This is a genomic window from Streptomyces massasporeus (assembly GCF_014648995.1).
Classification (GTDB): Bacteria; Actinomycetota; Actinomycetes; order Streptomycetales; family Streptomycetaceae; genus Streptomyces; species Streptomyces massasporeus.
This window is the reverse complement of the sequence record NZ_BMSE01000017.1, coordinates 134,637-150,761: the sequence shown is the minus strand read 5'-3', so window position 1 is coordinate 150,761 and position 16,125 is coordinate 134,637. Positions and strand designations below refer to the sequence as shown.

Genomic DNA, 16,125 nt, shown 5'->3' with positions numbered 1-16,125 from the left:
CCGTTTTCGTGTGTCAACTGCGGTTGACGCGAGCAGGGTGTCAACGTAGGTTGACGCTATGACCGAAGCAACCGATCTGGCCGAACGTGCCGGTGACCGTGATCCACGGGTCGGCCTACGGGCCGTCGCCGCACTGCGTCGGCTGCTGGAGCAGTTGGAAGCCGTACAGGTGCGCAATGCGCGCAATCAGGGCTGGTCGTGGCAGGAGATCGCAGGCGAACTCGGTGTGAGCAGGCAGGCCGTGCACAAGAAGTACGGGAGGCATTGATGTTCGAGCGGTTCACGAAAGACGCCCGCGCAGTGGTGAAGAGCGCGTACGCGCACGTGGACGAGGGTGGTCAGGGCGGGCAGGTCGTGGAGCCGGAGCATCTGCTGCTGGCGCTGCTCGACCGGGAGGGCAGTCGGGGGTCCTTCGCGCTCGCGGCGCTCGGACTCGCTGAGCGGCGGGAATCCGTGCGGGAGGCGTTGCGTGAGGCGCGGCGGCGGGCCGGGCTGACGCAGGCCGACACCGACGCGCTCGCCGGGCTGGGGATCGACGTGGAGGAGATCGTCGCCCGCGTGGAGGAGGCGCACGGGGTCGGCGCCCTGGCCGGTGACCGGAAGGACAAGCGGTGGTGGTCGGGGCGCACCTCCTTCGGCCGGGGGGCCAAGGATGTACTGGAGCGCTCCCTGAGGGTCGCCCTCGCCCAGCGGGACCGGCACATCGGGGACGAGCACATCCTGCTGGCCCTGACGCTGTGCCCCGGTGTGCCGGCCGAGGTCCTCGCCGACCACGGGGTGACGTACGAGTCCCTGGTGCGGGTGCTGTACGGCAGTGGTGGCGAGGCCAAGGCCGGGTGAGGGGCAGGGTCGGGGCCCCTGGTGGGCGACTACGTCTTCTGCGTGCGCAGCAGTGCCCCTATGTGGGCCGCCGCCGTCGACAGGTGGCGGCGGGCGTCGCGCAGCTGGTCGGGGGTGACGCCGTGGTCGCGGGCCGCGTCGCGGATGTCGTCCCGGAAGCGGTCGAGCAGACGGTCCAGGTCGCGGGCGGGGTCGCCGGTGGAGTCTGCGGCGTCCTCGTGCGCCCAGGCCGGTTCGTAGGCGGCTGGGAAGCCCTCCGAGGGCTCTGAGGGTGCCGGCTCGGGGGCGGGCCTGCCGGTGCCGGTCCAGTCGAATCCGAGGTCCTTGCCGAAGTCCTTGCCGTAGTCCTTTCCGAACTCGCCCACCTCCTTGACCAGTTCGGTCAAGCCCTCGCGCAGGCCCGTCGGCCAGTCGCCGCGGGCGAAGTGGTCCTGCACCTGCTCCTGGACGCGGCGGGTGATGCGCTGCACCTGCTCCTGGGCCTGGACCCGGGCCTGCTCCTGGGCCTCCTTCGCCTGGCGGCGGGCGCGCTGAGCGTCCTCGCGGGCGCGGCGGCTCTCGTCCTTGGCGCGCCGGGCCTGCTCCTTCCACTCCTGCCGGGCACGGCGCATCTCCTCCTTGGCGATGCGCCAGGCCTCCTTGTCGCCGTACTGCGAGAAGTCGCCGTAGGGGGTGCCCGTCGTGCCGTCGGCCCTGGTGCCGGTGTCCCGGCGGGCCTCGGTCGCCGCGGCGCGCATCTCGCGTCGCAGGTCGCCGGCTGCTCCACGCACGTCGGCCTGGATCTCCGCGGCCAGTTCCGCGACCGACTCCCGGATCTCCAACTCCAGGTCGGCCAGCTCGCCGCTGCGGTCGGCCAGCTCGGCGCGGCCCGCGTCCGTGATCGAGTAGACCTTGCGGCCGCCCTCGGTGGTGTGGGTGACCAGGCCCTCGGCCTCCAGTTTGGACAGGCGCGGGTAGACCGTGCCCGCCGACGGTGCGTACAACCCCTGGAAGCGCTCCTCGAGGAGGCGGATCACCTCGTAGCCGTGGCGAGGGGCCTCGTCCAGCAGCTTCAGCAGGTAGAGGCGGAGGCGGCCGTGGGCGAAGACGGGGGGCATGTCAGAGCACCTTCTTGTCGGTCGTGCCGTCGGCCGAGGCGGTGGTGGGGTCATCGGCCGGGCCGGAGACGGAATTGTCTCCCGAGCCGCCCTGGGTGCCGCTCCCCGGGGCTGTCGACGCGTCGCCGGCGGCGGGCGCGACGTCCTCTCGCTCGTCGGGGGCGTCCTCCCCGGCGGGCCGGCGCAGCAGGGCGATCGAGCCGGAGACGGTGGTGGCCCGCAGCTTGCCGGTGCCCGCGCCGAGGCGGCCCGTGATCTTGTGGGCGCCCCACTGGCCGTGCACCCGCAGGCCGTCGAGGGCGTTGGAGACGGAGCCGCTCGCCGTGTTGGCCTCGACCTCCGCGTCCGCCGGGTACGGCAGCCGGATCGCGATCTCGCCCGAGACGCTGGTCAGCCGGACGTCCGTCGGGCCGTTCGGGTCGAGGTCGACGATCATCGAGCCGCTGACCGAATCCGCCCGCACGGACGGCCCGGAGCCCTCGACCACCGTGAGGTCGCCGGAGACCGAGTTGAACCGCAGGTCGCCGGTCACGTCCTGGGCCTCCAGGCTGCCGGAGACCGTGTCGGCGCGGACCGGGCCGGAGAGGCCCACGAGCGTCGTGTCGCCGGTGACGCCCTTCACCACCGCCGGGCCCTGGAGCCCGGAGACCACGGCGGCCGCGCCGACCACGCCCACCTCCACGCGGGTGCCGGCCGGGACGGCCAGGGAGACCACCGCGCTGCGGCGCCAGCCCTTGCGGTCCAGCCACTTGAGGAAGCCCTTCCAGGGCAGGTCCTCGTAGGCCACCGTCAGGACGCCGTCCTGCTGGGTCACCACCAGGGGTGGTCCCTCGATCTCGGAGATCTCCAGGCGGGCGGAACCTTCGTCGGTGCCCACCACGTTCACCGTTCCGTTGACGAGGCGTACGTGCAGATCGCTCACGGGCTCGTCGAAGGTGAGCTTGCTCGGTTCCGTGACGGACCACTCGGACATGGTGCAGACCTCCCCGCTTCGACGCGCCATATCGCGTCCTCTCGTATTCACGATATATCGCGGTCCGGGAAAGTCAAGGGACCCGTTCTGGGGATGAGTGGGCGGACAAAAGTACTCAAAACCGGGTGATTCGCCCTAGCGTGTGAGCATGCCGACGGAAGCTGACCGCACCGGTCCCGCGTCTGGGGCGCTGCTGCTGTGCCGGGCGGCGCCCGCAGCCGTCGCCCCCGTCGCCCACCTGTTGCGCGAACCGATGCGGCTCACCCGCGCGGGCGAGGAATGGAGCGTTCTCGTCCCCGAGGGCAGGCCCTGGCGGGACGGTGCCGAGCCCGTCGACCGGGTGGTCACAGGCTGGACCACGGCCCTCGCCGTCGGCGCGCCCTGGCCTGTCCTCGCCCTGTGGTGGGACCCCGACCACGCGGGATTCATCTTCGCGTCCGGCTTCCGCCGCCCGGTCGGCTTCGTGTGGCTCGCGAGCGGCGTCCCGGTGGGGGAGGACGAGGCGATGCGCGCGTTCGCCGCCCGCCTGGGCCTCGACCCCGTCCTGGACGTGCAGGCCCTCGACCGGCTGACCACCCCCGACTCGGCGGCCGACGCCCGCGCCCGCCTGCGCGGCCTGCTCGCGGTCCTCGCGGGCGTGGGTGTCGCCCTGCCCGCCGAACTCGCCCCGGGCGAACCCGCCGACCGCCTCCTGGAGGCCGCCGCCGGACGGCCGGACAGCCTGCCCGTCGAGTGGCCGGGCTGGCGCGAGGCGCTCGCGGAACGCGACACCGTGGACCACAGCCGGCTCGGCCCCTGGATGCCCTGGACGGGCGGCCCCAGGGCCCGCGCCCTGGCGTTGGCGCAGGTGGCGGCGGGCCTGCCGCTCCTGGTACAGGGCTTGCGGCGGCGGGGTGGCGGCTGGGTCATGGCCGGAGCCCTGCTCCTCGCGCACGGCGCACTCGGGCTGACCTACGCCCTCACGCACCCCCGCGACTGACGCGTCCGGTGCGGGGGAGAGAGACCGGATCTACTCGACGCCGTGTGGGACGGTCGACGGCACCGTGTCCTCGACTCGTCGCCGTGTGGGACGGTCGACGGCACCGTGTCCTCGACTCGTCGCCGTGTGGGACGGTCGACGGCACCGTGTCCCCGACTCGTCGCCGTGTGGGACGGTCGACGGAACCGCGTCCTCGACTCGTCGCCGCGTCGGGCAACCGACGCCGACGCGTCCCCTACTCGTCGTCCTCGTCGTCCAGCCGCGCCAGCCACGTGGCCAGCCGCTCCACCGGTACCTCGAAGTCGGGATTGAGATCGACGAACGTCCGCAGCTGCTCGGCGAGCCACTCGAAGGTGACTTCCTCCTCGCCGCGCCGCTTCTCCAGTTCCTCGATGCCACGGTCCGTGAAGTACATGCCCCCAAGGATAAGTGCGCGCAAACGGCCGGGCCGCACCCCCGAAGCGGGGATGCGGCCCGGCCGTACAGGACGCGCGAGGGCGACTTACGCCTCGAACACCTCACGCACCAGCTGCTCCTGCTCCGCCTGGTGCCGCTTCGCGGAACCCACCGCCGGGGACGAGCCGTGCGGGCGGGAGATGCGCCGCAGTCGCTCGCCGTGCGGGACGTCCGCGCCGACCGCCAGGTCCAGGTGGTCGATCAGGTTGAGCGCGATGAACGGCCAGGCACCCTGGTTCGCCGGCTCCTCCTGGGCCCACAGGTACTTCTCGGCGTTCGGGTACTTCTTGATCTCCGCCTGGAGCTCGGCACCCGGCAGCGGGTACAGGCGCTCGATGCGGATGATCGCCGTGTCCGTCACGCCGCGCTTCTGACGCTCGGCCTCGAGGTCGTAGTAGACCTTGCCGGCGCAGAAGACGACCTTCTTGACCGCGGCCGCGTCCACCGACGTGTCGCCGATGACCGGCTGGAACTGGCCCGTCGTGAACTCCTCCGCCTTGGCCGCCGCCGCCTTCAGGCGCAGCATCGACTTCGGCGTGAAGACCACCAGCGGCTTGTGGTGCGGGTTGTGCACCTGCCACCGCAGGAGGTGGAAGTAGTTCGACGGCGACGTCGGCATGGCGACCGTCATGTTGTTCTGGGCGCACATCTGGAGGAAGCGCTCCGGGCGGGCCGAGGAGTGGTCCGGGCCCTGACCCTCGTAACCGTGCGGCAGGAGCAGGACGACACCGGAGGTCTGCGCCCACTTCTGCTCGGCCGACGAGATGAACTCGTCCACGACCGTCTGCGCGCCGTTGACGAAGTCGCCGAACTGCGCCTCCCACATCACGAGCGCCTCGGGGCGGGCCAGCGAGTAGCCGTACTCGAAGCCCATCGCCGCGTACTCGGAGAGGAGGGAGTTGTAGACGTTGAGCCGCGCCTGGTCCTCGGAGAGGTACTGCAGCGGGGTGTACTCCTCGCCCGTGCTGCGGTCGATGATGACCGCGTGGCGCTGGCCGAACGTACCGCGCTGCGAGTCCTGGCCGGCCAGGCGGACCGGGACGCCCTCCAGCAGGAGGGAGCCGACCGCGAGGGTCTCGCCCATGCCCCAGTCGATCGTGCCGTCCTCGACCATCGACGCCCGGCGCTGCAGCTGCGGCAGCAGACGCGGGTGGACGGTGATGTGGTCGGGGATGTTGACCTGGGACTCGGCGATCCGCTTGACGACCTCCGTGGTCACCGCGGTGTTCACGGCGACCGGGAACTCGGCCTGCGGGTCCGTGGACTCGACCGTGCCCGGCTGGGACGTGGCCTCACGGACCTCCGTGAAGACCTTCTCCAGCTGGCCCTGGTAGTCCTGGAGCGCCTGCTCGGCCTCTTCCAGGGTGATGTCGCCGCGACCGATGAGGGACTCGGTGTACAGCTTGCGCACCGAGCGCTTCTTGTCGATCAGGTCGTACATCAGCGGCTGGGTGAAGGCCGGGTTGTCCGACTCGTTGTGACCGCGGCGGCGGTAGCAGATGAGGTCGATCACCACGTCCTTGTTGAACGCCTGGCGGAACTCGAAGGCCAGACGGGCCACACGGACCACGGCCTCCGGGTCGTCGCCGTTCACGTGGAAGATCGGGGCCTCGATCATGCGGGCCACGTCCGTCGCGTACATGGAGGAACGCGAGGACTCGGGGGCCGCGGTGAAGCCGACCTGGTTGTTGATGACGATGTGGACCGTGCCGCCGGTGCGGTAGCCGCGCAGCTGCGACATGTTCAGGGTCTCGGCCACCACGCCCTGGCCCGCGAAGGCCGCGTCGCCGTGGATCGCCACCGGCAGGACGGTGAAGTCCGTGCCGCCCTTGTTGATGATGTCCTGCTTGGCGCGCGAGACGCCCTCCAGGACCGGGTCCACCGCCTCCAGGTGCGAGGGGTTCGCGACCAGGGAGACCTTGATCTGCTCGCCGTCGAGGCCGGTGAAGGTGCCCTCGGCACCCAGGTGGTACTTCACGTCGCCGGAGCCGTGCATCGACTTCGGGTCGAGGTTGCCCTCGAACTCGCGGAAGATCTGCGCGTACGACTTGCCGACGATGTTGGCGAGGACGTTCAGGCGGCCGCGGTGGGCCATGCCGACGACGACCTCGTCCAGGCGGGACTCGGCGGCCGAGTCCAGCACCGCGTCCAGCAGCGGGATGACGGACTCGCCGCCCTCCAGGCTGAAGCGCTTCTGGCCGACGTACTTCGTCTGCAGGAAGGTCTCGAAGGCCTCCGCCGCGTTCAGCCGGCGCAGGATGCGCAGCTGCTCCTCGCGCTCCGGCTTGGTGTGCGGGCGCTCCACGCGGTCCTGGATCCACTTGCGCTGCTTCGGGTCCTGGATGTGCATGAACTCGATGCCGGTGGTGCGGCAGTACGAGTCGCGCAGGACACCGAGGATGTCGCGCAGCTTCATCATCGACTTGCCGGCGAAGCCGCCGACGGCGAATTCGCGCTCCAGGTCCCAGAGCGTGAGGCCGTGCTCGGTGATGTCCAGGTCGGGGTGCTTGCGCTGCTGGTACTCCAGCGGGTCGGTGTCGGCCATGACGTGGCCGCGGACCCGGTAGGAGTGGATCAGCTCGAAGACGCGGGCGGCCTTCGTGACGTCGTCGTCGTGCGACGCGTCGATGTCCTTGAGCCAGCGGACCGGCTCGTAGGGGATGCGCAGCGCCTCGAAGACGTCGTCGTAGAAGCCGTTCTCACCGAGGAGGAGGTTCGCGACGATCCGCAGGAACTCGCCGGAGGCGGCGCCCTGGATGACCCGGTGGTCGTAGGTCGACGTGAGCGTCATGACCTTCGAGATGCCGAGCTTGTTCAGCGTGTCCTGGGACGTGCCCTGGAACTCGGCCGGGTAGTCCATGGAGCCGACGCCCATGATCACCGACTGGCCGGGCATCAGACGCGGCACGGAGTGCACGGTGCCGAGGCCGCCGGGGTTGGTCAGGGAGACCGTCACACCGGTGAAGTCGTCCATGCCCAGCTTGCCGTCGCGGGCGCGGCGGACGATGTCCTCGTAGGCCTGCCAGAACTCGAAGAAGTTCAGCGTCTCGGCCTTCTTGATGCCCGCGACCACGAGCTGGCGGTCGCCGTTGGGCTTGACCAGGTCGATCGCGAGGCCGAAGTTGACGTGCTCCGGCTTGACCAGGGTCGGCTTGCCGTCCTTCTCCGCGAAGGAGTAGTTCATCGACGGCATGGCCTTGATGGCCTGCACCATGGCGTAGCCGATCAGGTGCGTGAAGGAGATCTTCCCGCCCCGGGCGCGCTTCAGGTGGTTGTTGATGACGATGCGGTTGTCGAAGAGCAGCTTCACCGGGACCGCGCGCACGGACGTGGCCGTGGGCACCTCCAGGGAGGCGTTCATGTTCTTCGCGACCGCGGCGGCGGGGCCGCGCAGGACGATCTGCTCGGGGCCCGAGGGGGCCTCAGCGGCGGGCTCGGCCTTCTTCGCGGCGGCCGGCTTGGCGGCGGGCTTCGCGGCCGGGGCGGCCTGCGCCGGAGCGGGGGCCTGGGCCGGTGCCTGTGCGGCGGGCTTCGCCTGGGCCGGAGCCGGGGCGGGAGCCGGCGCGGCGGCGGGCTTCTCGGCCGCCGGGGCGGGGGCCTGGGCGGGAGCGGCCGGAGCGGCCGCCTGAGCGGTGGTGGTCCCCGCGGCCCCCGCGGCCGCGGTACCCGCCGGAGCCGAGGCGGCGGCCGCCCCTGGCTTGTAGTCGGCGAAGAAGTCCCACCAGGCTCGGTCTACCGAATTCGGGTCCTGGAGGTACTGCTGATAGATCTCGTCGACGAGCCACTCGTTGGCACCGAACGACGCGGCAGGGTTCTTCCCCGCTTGGTCGGTGTCGGTCGAGATGCTCGAGTTACTGGGGGACTGTGGCGACACGGCGGCAACCGCCCTCTTCCGCTTCACAAGATGATGGACAGCGGGAATCAAGGCTACGCCCCCTGGACGGGGAAGGTCAGGTCGGGCCGGTGCAACGTCGTGCAAGTCACATCTGGAACTGTGTTTCGGGGCTTGAAATGGCGGGAAACAAGCGTGGTTCCGCTTCAGGAGGGAAGAGCGGGGCAGGGCCCCGGGCGCCGATGGCGCGGGCCTGTGCCTGATCACACGTGTCCGTCAGTGCGGACGCCCGTGGATCTTGTGGCTCCGCTTCGAACTTTACGTCAACTTGGCAGAGATGACAGTCCCGGAAGAGTGACAAGAATCCGGCAACCCCGCTCGGATTCGGCCACTCCGATCCGCCCCCCGTGCAGGTCCACCGCCCAGCGGGCGATCGCCAGACCGAGTCCCGTGCCCCCGTCGCTGCCCGGCCCCTGCGGCCGCTTGGCGCTGCCGCGGTTGAACCGCTCGAAGACGCGGTGCCACTCGGACTTCGGAATGCCGGGTCCCTCGTCCAGAACCTCCAGCTCCAGAGACTCCGGCAGGGCGCCGCGCCGCGCCTTGACCGTCACCCGGCCGTGCGGCGGGCTGTGCTTGACCGCGTTGTCGATGAGATTGGCGACGACCTGGTGGATGCGCTCCGGGTCCGCGTGCGCGGTCAACTCCGGTGGATGGACGTCGAGGTGCAGATGGACGTCGGTACGGGTGTGACTGCCCGAGCCGGTCGCGATGCCCGCGCGGACGGAGGCGACCATGTTGGCCTCCTTCAGCACGCCGGACAGATACGGCCACACCTCGAACCGCCGCTGTTTCAGCGGTACGACGCCGTTGTCCAGGCGGGACAGGTCCAGCAGCGTCTCCACCAGCCGCCCGAGACGCTCGGTCTGCTTCAGCGCCGTGCGCATGGTCTCCGGGTCGGCCTGCGTGACCCCGTCGACGATGTTCTCCAGCACCGCGCGCAGACCCGCGATGGGCGTGCGCAGCTCGTGCGAGACATTCGCCACGAGTTCCTTGCGCTGGCTGTCCTGGGCCTCCAGCTCGTCGGCCATGGCGTTGATCGTCACGGCCAGGTCGCCCAGCTCGTCACGGCGGTTCTCCCGCGTGCGGCGGGTGTAGTCGCCCTGGGAGATGGAGCGGGCCACCGCGGTCATCTCGTCCAGCGGTGCGGTGAGTGAATGGGCCACGAACTGCGTAATGAGAAGCGTGGCGATCATCGAGAAGACCGTGATGAAGCGCAGCTCCGTCTTGGTGTGCACCGCGATCACCGACAGTCCCGTGGTGATCAGCACCGAGATGACGACGAGCGCGCCCAGCTTGGTCTTGATCGAGAACGGGCTCACCCCGCCCCAGGGATCCGGCTCCCCGGGGATTCTCCGTCCGGCCGGCCCACCGCTCATGGCGTCGGGGTCTCCAGGGCGTAACCGACGCCGTGGACCGTGCGGATCCGCTCGGCGCCGATCTTCCGGCGGAGCGCCTTGATGTGGCTGTCGACCGTGCGGGTGCCGGAGGCGTCCGCCCAGTCCCAGACCTCGGCGAGCAGCTGCTCACGGGAGAGCACCGCACGCGGGGTGTTCGCCAGGCACACCAGCAGGTCGAACTCGGTGGGCGTCAGGTGAACGTCCTCGCTGCGCACCCGGACCCGGCGCTGCGCGTGGTCGATCTCCAGCTCGCCGAGGCGCAGGATGCCGGAGCGGGGGGTGGCCGCCGCGATGGCGGCCCGCTCCACCCGGCGCAGCAGGACGTGCACGCGCGCCGCCAGCTCCCGCATCGAGAAGGGCTTGGTCATGTAGTCGTCGGCACCGACGCCGAGCCCGACCAGCATGTCGGTCTCGTCGTCGCGCGCGGTGAGCATCATCACCGGCACCGGGCGGGCGGCCTGCACGCGCCGGCAGACCTCCAGGCCGTCGAAGCCGGGCAGCATGATGTCGAGGATCAGCAGGTCGGGCTGCCACGCCTCGGCCGTGTCGACCGCGGCCGGACCGTCACCCGCCGTTTGCACGAGGAATCCCTCGGCCCGCAGGCGGGTCGCGATGGCGTCCACGATCGTCGCGTCGTCCTCGACCACCAGGACCCGGCGCTGCGCGCCCGGAGTAGCCGTCGCCGAACCGTTGTGGGAGGTCTGTGTCTGCTCCATCGCCCGCCCCTGGGGTGTGCTTTCCCGGAATCAGTGGGGTGATTCCTTCTGACTGGCTATGCCTGCGCATGGTTGCGATTGACGCTTGAATGATCGGCGTCAGAGGAGCAGCGTACGGGGAGTCAGCACGCCTTTGCTATCCAGGGCGGATGCCGAGGTGCACGACGTCCGGAACGCCCCGGGCAACCGGGATCTCTTCGGTACGCACCCGCTGGAACCCGGCATTCCGCAAGGTTTCTTCGAATTCCGGTGACGGTTGGGCGGACCAGACGGCGAGAACCCCACCAGGTCTCAACACCCGTGCACAGCTTGCCAGTCCGGCTTCCCGGTAGAGATTTCCGTTGCCCTCCGTGACGGTCCAGTCGGGTCCGTTGTCGATGTCGAGGCACAGGGCGTCGTACGTGTCGGATGTCTCATTGACGTGTGCGACGAGATCGGCCTCGACGATTTTCGCGCGGGGGTCCGCCAGAGCCTGGGCGGAGAGCGAGGAGAGCGGGCCGTCGCGATGCCATTCGACGATCGCGTGCTCGCGTTCCACCACCGTGATCCGTCCCCAGCGCGGGTCCGCCGCGGCGTGCGCGAGGGAGAAGCCGACGCCGAGTCCGCCGATCAGGACGTGGGGGCGGTCCCGGCCGGCCAGGGCGTCCAGCGCGGCGTCGATCAGCAGCCGCTCCGAGCGGCCGTCGGAGGTGTCCATCAGGAAACAGCCGTTGGCGATGATCTCCAGCCGGTCGCCGTGCCGCCGCAGCACCACCTCACCGTGCGGGCCCTCGCGACGGTCCAGGACCTCGGGAATGTCGTACGAGCTAGGCATGGGGGCATCCTGGCAGGAGTGCACGGAGTGGTGCCCGGCAATTCGCCGGGGGCCGGAGGGGGACGCAGGACGGAGCTTTCGGGTTGCTGTGAATCGGCTTCCGCGTGGCGCAGGTCACAGACAGCGCGGTGTCGGGAGCGAAGGCTGGGACATGACGGAAGGAGTGCCCGTTTTGGAACGCACCGCGCCGCCCCGCGAGCCGGCCACACTCACGCCGCCGGACGCGCCCTTCCCCGAGGTGTCGGGGCTGCTCGACGGGATGCCGCGCCAGCGGGGCCCGCAGGGGACGGCGGTCGGGGTAGTAGGGGAGCCCGCCCCGGCGGCAGCGCCCCGTTCCCGGACGCTCCGCCCCTGGCTGCTGCTTCCCACCCCCACGGGCACGCCGTTCACCTTCGGCTACGCGACGCTCCTCTGCCTCACCTCGCTGATCGCCGCGTACGCGGACCCGGCCCTGGTGCACGCCCTGCTCCAGGGCTCCAGTACGGACATGGCGCACCTGGTGCGCACGCCGGAGCTGGTGCTGATCGGCAGCGCGTTGTGGGTCGCGGGCGGGGTGACCTCGCCGTTCGCCATCGCCTTCGTGCTCGTGCTGACCGCGCTGGAACGGCGGATCGGAGGCCTGCGCACGGCCGGGGTCTTCCTGCTCGGACATGTCCTCGCCACGCTCGCGACCGAGGTGCCCGTGGGGCTCGCGGTGCTGGCCGGGCACCTTCCCGACAGTTCCCTGCACCGCCTCGACTACGGCGTCAGCTTCGGTGTCGCCGCCGGCATCGGCGCCCTGGCCGGTCTGCTGCCGCTGTGGCTGCGCCTGCCGCTGCTGGCCGGATTCGGGTGGATGCTGCTCCAGGACCTGCTCGCCTTCGCCGACCCGATGACGAACTGGGGGCACCTCATCGCCCTGGGTATCGGGCTCGCGACCTGGCCGGTGGTCCGGCGCTCGTATGCGGCCCGCCTTGGCCCGGCCAGGGCCTGACGGCCGGGTCCCTCAGGGCCGAGCGGAGGCCGGCGGGCCGTGCTTCGCGCTGGTCAGCAGGGCCACCACCTCCCAGCCGAGAGCCTCGTAGAGCCCTCGCCCCGCGGGAGTGCCGGCCAGGACGCCGGTCCGCGCCCCCTGGCGGACGGCGGCGTTCTGCAGCGTGCGCATGACGACGCTGCCCAGACCCTTGCGGCGATGGCCGGGGGCCGTCTCGACCTGGTCGACGACGGCGCTCCCGCCCGTCGGGGCGATCTGGCCGCGTGCCGCCAGGGATCCGTCCGGCGCGGCCACCATCACGCGGGTCACCCCGCCGCGCGACCACTCGCGCAGCCGGTAGCCCTCGGGGGCGGCCGGAGCGCCGTCCGGCGCGAGCGGGACCCTCATGAGGAAGCCGGGCTCGGGGTCGATCCACCAGCCGTCGTCCAGCCAGCCGGCGACCACCGACGGATCCCGGAACGCCTTCAGCCACACGCCCTGCCCGGTCACCGCCCCGGCCACCTTGCGCACGGTCGTCTCGTCGAGACCCTCGTCCGTCGCGCCGAACACATGCCGCGTGACGTGCTCGTACGCCCCCACGTCGATGGTCCAGCCCCATGGCTCGGCCAGGGGCGGAGCGGCCCCGCGAGACACGACCCACCCGTTCACCCATGCCTGCACGGTCTCGTCCACGCCCGCCCCCTGTAACGGCTGATTGCCCCTAGTGGCTCTTACGTCCCGGACCTTACGCGCCCTCCCCCTCCCGGCGTCATGAGTGATCGCTGACAGCGAACAGCGGGTGGGGAACATCCGGAGCCGCCCAAGCATTGAGTCGGCATAGCTCAACTTGACTGCCGAAGGGGAGATCATGGCTTCGACGTCCACACCGCTCACCCTGCCCGTGCTGCCGCTCGACGGCGAGGTCGTGCTGCCCGGCATGGTGGTCCCGCTGGACCTGAGCGATTCCGAGGTCCGTGCCGCGGTGGAGGCCGCTCAGGCCGCTGCCCGCACAACACCCGGGAAGCCCCGGGTACTCCTGGTGCCACGCATCGACGGGACCTACGCGAACACCGGTGTCCTCGGCACCGTCGAACAGGTCGGCCGGCTGGCCGACGGCGACCCGGGCGCCCTGATCCGCGGCCGCAGCCGGGTGCGCATCGGCGCGGGGACCACCGGCCCCGGTGCCGCCCTCTGGGTCGAGGGGACCCGCATCGACGAGACCGTGCCGGAGTCGCTGCCCGGTCATCTCGCCGAACTGGTCAAGGAGTACAAGGCCCTCGCCACCGCCTGGCTGCGCAAGCGCGGCGCCTGGCAGGTCGTCGACCGGGTGCAGGCCATCGACGACGTCTCGGCGCTGGCCGACAACTCCGGCTACTCGCCGTTCCTGACCACCGACCAGAAGGTCGAGCTGCTGGAGACCGCCGACCCGGTGGCCCGGCTGAAGCTCGCCACCCAGCAGCTGCGCGACCACCTCGCCGAGCAGGACGTGGCCGAGTCCATCGCCAAGGACGTCCAGGAGGGCGTCGACAAGCAGCAGCGCGAGTTTCTGCTGCGGCGGCAGTTGGAAGCCGTCCGCAAGGAGTTGCGCGAGCTCAACGGCGAGCAGGAGGGCGAGGAGTCCGACGACTACCGCACGCGCGTGGAGGCCGCCGACCTGCCCGAGAAGGTCCGTGAGGCCGCACTCAAGGAGGTCGACAAGCTGGAGCGGTCCTCCGACCAGTCGCCGGAGGGCTCCTGGATCCGCACCTGGCTCGACACGGTCCTGGAGATGCCGTGGAACGAGCGCACCGAGGACGCGTACGACATCCGGGGCGCCAAGGCGGTCCTGGACGCCGAGCACTCCGGTCTCGAGGACGTGAAGGAGCGGATCACCGAGTACCTGGCGGTGCGCAAGCGGCGTGACGACCGGGGCCTCGGTGTGGTCGGCGGGCGGCGCGGCGGTGCCGTGCTCGCGCTCGTCGGGCCGCCCGGCGTCGGCAAGACCAGCCTCGGCGAGTCCGTCGCCCACGCCATGGGCCGCAAGTTCGTGCGCGTCGCCCTCGGCGGCGTCCGCGACGAGGCCGAGATCCGCGGCCACCGGCGTACGTACGTCGGTGCCCTGCCGGGCCGGGTCGTCCGGGCCATCAAGGAGGCCGGGTCGATGAACCCGGTCGTGCTGCTCGACGAGATCGACAAGGTGGGCTCGGACTTCCGGGGCGACCCGGCCGCCGCCCTCCTCGAAGTGCTCGACCCGGCGCAGAACCACACCTTCCGGGACCACTACCTGGAGGTCGAGCTGGACCTGTCGGACGTCGTCTTCCTCGCGACCGCCAACGTGCTGGAGGCGATCCCGGAGGCACTGGCCGACCGCATGGAGATCGTCCGCCTGGACGGCTACACCGAGGACGAGAAGGTCGTCATCGCCCGTGACCACCTGCTCCCGCGCCAGCTGGAGCGGGCCGGACTCGACAAGGACGAGGTGACCCTCGACGAGGGCGCGCTGCGCAAGCTCGCCGGTGAGTACACGCGCGAGGCGGGCGTGCGCACCCTGGAGCGGTCCGTCGCACGGCTGCTGCGCAAGGTCGCCGCCCAGCACGAACTGGGCGAGCGGAAGCTGCCGTTCACCGTCCGGGACGAGGACCTGCGCGACCTGATCGGCCGGCCGCACCACGTGCCCGAGTCCGCCCAGGACCCGGCCGAGCGGCGGACGTCCGTGCCGGGCGTCGCGACCGGGCTCGCGGTGACCGGGGCGGGCGGTGACGTGCTGTTCGTCGAGGCGTCGCTGGCCGACCCGGAGACGGGCGCGGCCGGGCTGACCCTGACCGGTCAGCTGGGCGACGTGATGAAGGAGTCCGCGCAGATCGCGCTGAGCTTCCTGCGCTCCCGCGGCGCCGAACTGGAGCTGCCGGTGGGCGATCTCAAGGACCGGGGCGTGCACATCCACTTCCCGGCGGGCGCGGTCCCCAAGGACGGCCCGAGCGCCGGCATCACGATGACCACCGCCCTCGCGTCCCTGCTCTCCGGCCGGCTGGTCCGCACCGACGTGGCGATGACCGGCGAGGTCTCGCTCACCGGGCGGGTCCTGCCGATCGGCGGTGTGAAGCAGAAGCTGCTCGCCGCGCACCGGGCCGGTGTCACCACGGTGATCATCCCCAAGCGCAACGAGCCCGACCTGGACGACGTCCCGGCGGAGGTGTTGGACAAGCTCGACGTCCACGCCGTCACCGACGTCCGCCAGGTCCTGGAACTGGCGCTCGCGCCCGCCACCGCGGGTGCCACGCCGGAGGTTCCGGTCGCGGCGTGACGGACGTGACCGGATAGAGGAAGGCCCGGGTTCCCGTGAGGGAGGCCCGGGCCTTCACCGTGTGGTGGCCCTGTGGACACGGACGCCCTGACCTGCGGAATACTTGCCGAACTGCGGTGATCACGGCAGGTGGCGGAAAATCCAGGTACCGGCACTCTCACGACCGGGCGACGACCGAGGCAGGGGCTGACGTGCACGAGGGCGGCAACGACGACGGACACCGGGACGCCGGTCTGGCCGCAAGCGGTGTGGACCAGCCTGCCTTCCTGGCGCTGGAACGCGAGCTGACCGTGCTGCTGCGGCGTGCCCGGGCCAGCCAGGGCGAGATGGCCCGCGAGGTCCACCCCGACCTGGAGTCGTCCGCGTACGGCCTGCTCGTCCGGCTGGACGAGTGCGGGAAGCAGCGGGCCACCGAGCTCGCCGCCTACATCGGGGTCGGCAAGGCGACGATGTCCCGCCAGCTGCGCGCCCTGGAGGAACTCGGGCTGGTCGCACGCGAGCCCGACCCCGCGGACGGACGCGCCTGGCTCGTCGCCCTCACCCAGGAGGGGCACGACCGCGTCCGCCGGGTCCGGGAGGCCCGCCGCGCCCGCTACGCCGGCCGCCTGGCCGACTGGGACACCCGCGAGGTCACGGAACTGGCCCGGCTGCTGAACCAGCTCAACCGCGGCATGGAGAAGTAGGCCGGGCGAGCGTCCGGAGCCCAGGGCCCGCCGTTCGGAGCGG

The 16,125-nt window shown here is 71.2% G+C and carries 14 protein-coding genes; 6 read left to right on the top strand and 8 right to left on the bottom strand.

Going from position 1 to position 16,125, the window contains the following annotated elements; genetic code table 11:
• The first annotated feature begins 58 nt into the window (after nucleotides 1–58).
• Complete coding sequence (locus IE153_RS30720) at nucleotides 59–268, top strand: helix-turn-helix domain-containing protein (RefSeq protein ID WP_031103307.1); 210 nt, start codon at nucleotides 59–61, stop codon at nucleotides 266–268.
• Nucleotides 268–840, top strand: coding sequence for a Clp protease N-terminal domain-containing protein (locus IE153_RS30715; protein ID WP_189593014.1), 573 nt, complete (start codon nucleotides 268–270; stop codon nucleotides 838–840). Before IE153_RS30720 ends, IE153_RS30715 begins: the two co-directional genes overlap by 1 nt.
• A 29-nt stretch (nucleotides 841–869) precedes the next feature.
• Here the strand turns inward: IE153_RS30715 and IE153_RS30710 are convergent, their stop codons facing one another.
• Together IE153_RS30710 and IE153_RS30705 are read right to left on the bottom strand one after the other, a co-directional pair.
• The gene (locus IE153_RS30710) at nucleotides 870–1,937 is read right to left on the bottom strand and encodes a PadR family transcriptional regulator (protein WP_189593013.1); all 1,068 of its coding nucleotides are present in this window, start codon (nucleotides 1,935–1,937) and stop codon (nucleotides 870–872) included.
• A 1-nt stretch (nucleotide 1,938) separates the two neighbouring features.
• A complete protein-coding gene (locus tag IE153_RS30705; RefSeq protein WP_189593012.1) occupies nucleotides 1,939–2,910 on the bottom strand; it encodes a DUF4097 family beta strand repeat-containing protein in 972 nt (323 codons plus the stop codon).
• A gap of 148 nt (nucleotides 2,911–3,058) precedes the next feature.
• On the opposite strand from IE153_RS30705, the gene IE153_RS30700 reads away from it, so the two are divergent.
• A complete protein-coding gene (locus IE153_RS30700) occupies nucleotides 3,059–3,889 on the top strand; it encodes a hypothetical protein (RefSeq protein ID WP_189593011.1) in 831 nt (276 codons plus the stop codon).
• Nucleotides 3,890–4,124: 235 nt separating this feature from the next.
• Here IE153_RS30700 and IE153_RS30695 read toward each other — a convergent pair whose 3' ends face one another.
• From IE153_RS30695 to IE153_RS30675, 5 genes are all read right to left on the bottom strand, one after another.
• Nucleotides 4,125–4,304, bottom strand: coding sequence for a DUF6104 family protein (locus IE153_RS30695; RefSeq protein ID WP_003992906.1), 180 nt, complete (start codon nucleotides 4,302–4,304; stop codon nucleotides 4,125–4,127).
• A gap of 87 nt (nucleotides 4,305–4,391) precedes the next feature.
• Nucleotides 4,392–8,219, bottom strand: coding sequence for a multifunctional oxoglutarate decarboxylase/oxoglutarate dehydrogenase thiamine pyrophosphate-binding subunit/dihydrolipoyllysine-residue succinyltransferase subunit (locus IE153_RS30690; RefSeq protein WP_189593010.1), 3,828 nt, complete (start codon nucleotides 8,217–8,219; stop codon nucleotides 4,392–4,394).
• A gap of 281 nt (nucleotides 8,220–8,500) precedes the next feature.
• Entirely contained in the window at nucleotides 8,501–9,613 is a 1,113-nt protein-coding gene (locus IE153_RS30685) for a HAMP domain-containing sensor histidine kinase (protein ID WP_142159625.1), read from the bottom strand.
• Entirely contained in the window at nucleotides 9,610–10,350 is a 741-nt protein-coding gene (locus IE153_RS30680; protein ID WP_030851757.1) for a response regulator transcription factor, read from the bottom strand. Before IE153_RS30680 ends, IE153_RS30685 begins: the two co-directional genes overlap by 4 nt.
• Before the next feature lie 136 nt (nucleotides 10,351–10,486).
• Nucleotides 10,487–11,164, bottom strand: a complete 678-nt coding sequence (locus IE153_RS30675) for a spermine/spermidine synthase domain-containing protein (RefSeq protein ID WP_189593009.1) — start codon at nucleotides 11,162–11,164, stop codon at nucleotides 10,487–10,489.
• 172 nt (nucleotides 11,165–11,336) lie between these two features.
• Between IE153_RS30675 and IE153_RS30670 the strand changes: the two genes are divergently transcribed.
• Entirely contained in the window at nucleotides 11,337–12,137 is an 801-nt protein-coding gene (locus IE153_RS30670) for a rhomboid-like protein (RefSeq protein WP_189593008.1), read from the top strand.
• 12 nt (nucleotides 12,138–12,149) lie between these two features.
• Here the strand turns inward: IE153_RS30670 and IE153_RS30665 are convergent, their stop codons facing one another.
• The gene (locus tag IE153_RS30665) at nucleotides 12,150–12,809 is read right to left on the bottom strand and encodes a GNAT family N-acetyltransferase (protein WP_189593007.1); all 660 of its coding nucleotides are present in this window, start codon (nucleotides 12,807–12,809) and stop codon (nucleotides 12,150–12,152) included.
• A 175-nt stretch (nucleotides 12,810–12,984) separates the two neighbouring features.
• On the opposite strand from IE153_RS30665, the gene lon reads away from it, so the two are divergent.
• Nucleotides 12,985–15,399, top strand: a complete 2,415-nt coding sequence (lon, locus tag IE153_RS30660; protein WP_189593006.1) for an endopeptidase La — start codon at nucleotides 12,985–12,987, stop codon at nucleotides 15,397–15,399.
• Nucleotides 15,400–15,590: 191 nt separating this feature from the next.
• Entirely contained in the window at nucleotides 15,591–16,082 is a 492-nt protein-coding gene (locus IE153_RS30655; protein WP_189593005.1) for a MarR family winged helix-turn-helix transcriptional regulator, read from the top strand.
• Nucleotides 16,083–16,125: the final 43 nt, after the last annotated feature.

What these genes read in the sequence shown, in the direction of transcription:
- IE153_RS30685 (WP_142159625.1), bottom strand. Translation starts at nt 9,613, where the DNA reads ATGAGCGGTGGGCCGGCCGGACGGAGAATCCCCGGGGAGCCGGATCCC.
- IE153_RS30675 (WP_189593009.1), bottom strand. Translation starts at nt 11,164, where the DNA reads ATGCCTAGCTCGTACGACATTCCCGAGGTCCTGGACCGTCGCGAGGGC.
- lon (WP_189593006.1), top strand. Translation starts at nt 12,985, where the DNA reads ATGGCTTCGACGTCCACACCGCTCACCCTGCCCGTGCTGCCGCTCGAC.
- IE153_RS30720 (WP_031103307.1), top strand. Translation starts at nt 59, where the DNA reads ATGACCGAAGCAACCGATCTGGCCGAACGTGCCGGTGACCGTGATCCA.
- IE153_RS30700 (WP_189593011.1), top strand. Translation starts at nt 3,059, where the DNA reads ATGCCGACGGAAGCTGACCGCACCGGTCCCGCGTCTGGGGCGCTGCTG.
- IE153_RS30680 (WP_030851757.1), bottom strand. Translation starts at nt 10,350, where the DNA reads ATGGAGCAGACACAGACCTCCCACAACGGTTCGGCGACGGCTACTCCG.
- IE153_RS30715 (WP_189593014.1), top strand. Translation starts at nt 268, where the DNA reads ATGTTCGAGCGGTTCACGAAAGACGCCCGCGCAGTGGTGAAGAGCGCG.
- IE153_RS30710 (WP_189593013.1), bottom strand. Translation starts at nt 1,937, where the DNA reads ATGCCCCCCGTCTTCGCCCACGGCCGCCTCCGCCTCTACCTGCTGAAG.
- IE153_RS30705 (WP_189593012.1), bottom strand. Translation starts at nt 2,910, where the DNA reads ATGTCCGAGTGGTCCGTCACGGAACCGAGCAAGCTCACCTTCGACGAG.
- IE153_RS30695 (WP_003992906.1), bottom strand. Translation starts at nt 4,304, where the DNA reads ATGTACTTCACGGACCGTGGCATCGAGGAACTGGAGAAGCGGCGCGGC.